This is a genomic window from Nitrospirillum amazonense, from assembly GCF_007828045.1.
GTDB classification, from domain to species: domain Bacteria; phylum Pseudomonadota; class Alphaproteobacteria; order Azospirillales; family Azospirillaceae; genus Nitrospirillum; species Nitrospirillum amazonense_C.
Genome location: NZ_VITN01000070.1, coordinates 1 through 1,512, shown reverse-complemented (window position 1 = coordinate 1,512; position 1,512 = coordinate 1). Strand labels below are relative to the sequence as shown.

The 1,512-nt window shown below is 50.7% G+C and carries 2 protein-coding genes; both read left to right on the top strand.

What is annotated here, in order from left to right:
* The first annotated feature begins 69 nt into the window (after window positions 1-69).
* Window positions 70-846, top strand: a complete 777-nt coding sequence (locus FBZ89_RS32125; protein ID WP_145754882.1) for an RHS repeat-associated core domain-containing protein — start codon at window positions 70-72, stop codon at window positions 844-846.
* Between the two features lies 1 nt (window position 847).
* Window positions 848-1,318: a hypothetical protein gene (locus FBZ89_RS30585; RefSeq protein WP_145754880.1), complete on the top strand. Its 471-nt coding sequence runs from the start codon at window positions 848-850 to the stop codon at window positions 1,316-1,318.
* The last annotated feature ends 194 nt before the right edge of the window (window positions 1,319-1,512 follow it).

The following is a 1,512-nucleotide window of genomic DNA, read 5'->3' as shown; positions in this document are numbered from 1 at the left end:
CGCGCCCGCTAAGCCGTTGGAGCCACCGGGAAAAAGGAGCGTCGGTACGACACCCCGCGTCAGGGTGTTGTGATTGGCCAGAGTGCCCAGGACGGGCAGACCGGCTCGCCGTATCGGTATGCGGGCATGCGGTATGACGAGATCGGGCTGTACGTCACGCCCAACCGCACCTACGTCCCCGGCATCGGCCGCTGGTTGCAGATGGACCCGGCGGGAACTGCCGATGGGCTGAACCGGTATGCCTATGTAGGGAACAATCCGCTCTCGGGATATGATCCCCTTGGACTGGCGGATGAAAATACTCAGGACAAAATACAGAAGAACACCTGTTCTCTAGTAGGGGGCTCAAGTTGCTCCGGAAGTTATGCTCATGATCAGTCAAACTCTTCTGTTTCAGGCTCCACCTCCTCTTCCCAGTCTCCAAATTCTGGGTCGCAAGGTGGAGGGCGCGGCCCTGAGAAGCTCAGTCCCGATCCGAATGCGGAGGGGCCTCATAGTTCATTCCGTCGCGACGCGGACACAGGCGAGATCGACAACTACGAAACTTATGAGAAGAATCCCTATACAGATAAGTACGTACCTGAGAAGCGATATAGGGGAAATGGCAAACCTCATGGTGGTGTCGAGCCTCCACTGGTCCTTGAAAGGGAAGAGGGAAAAGGACCGGGAGCTCCCGTAAAAGTTCCACGCTCGGCAAATCCCAGTGAAATTCCTGGGCGAGCAGGGAGTCCTATTGTCCCTCCAGTATTGCCGCGTATTCCCTTGCCTGGATTCCCGCTTATAATGATTTTGCCGCTACCGCCTAATCCGTTTCTTCCTCACCTTGATCCTGGGGCATCGGCCTGATATGAAAAAAAATCTATCGGATAGAGATGCAATTATCGGCAAATTGTATCCATCGACGGACCCAAATGTGAAGTCTGTTGGTGATATTTTTTATCGAGAGGCAAATGCAAAAGGAGCTTTTCTTTATTCTGCTCTTTTTATGCCAACTATTCTTGAAGTAGAAGGAAGTATTATAATTGACTTGTTTTCTGGCGAAATCCAAGAAAGATTCCTAAAGAAGAAAAGTGAGTGGAAAGGATCAATACAGGAACTAGAGGCGTCTTTTAATTTCTTTGAACTCCCGTATCTTTTTGGAATTGAGCATCGAATGGAAACTTCCGATGCTGAAGATGCTTGCCTGTGTGAGATTATTGCCAACGTATGGCGTTCTCTTCTTCGCGAGACCTATCCTGAAAGGCGTATTATCGTTGAATGCCTATCCCCAGAAGAATCCGGATCTGTTTCCTCAATATCAGTTTCGGAACTGAGGTAGGCGTGGAAGGCGCTGAATTCATCTGATCCATAAAGATTGGGGCCGAAGAGCGGAAAACACCATCAAATCAAAGCCCTAGCCGGTCATCGTTGAACCTTCGTGCATAAGTGATGCACAGGTGTAATCCGAAATCCTGTCATTTTTGACGCTGCGGAGCGGGGCGGCGGCCCATTTAGCGGCCCTGATGGCGTTTA

Coding starts and splice junctions, on each gene's coding strand:
- FBZ89_RS30585 (WP_145754880.1), top strand. CDS start 848: ATGAAAAAAAATCTATCGGATAGAGATGCAATTATCGGCAAATTGTAT.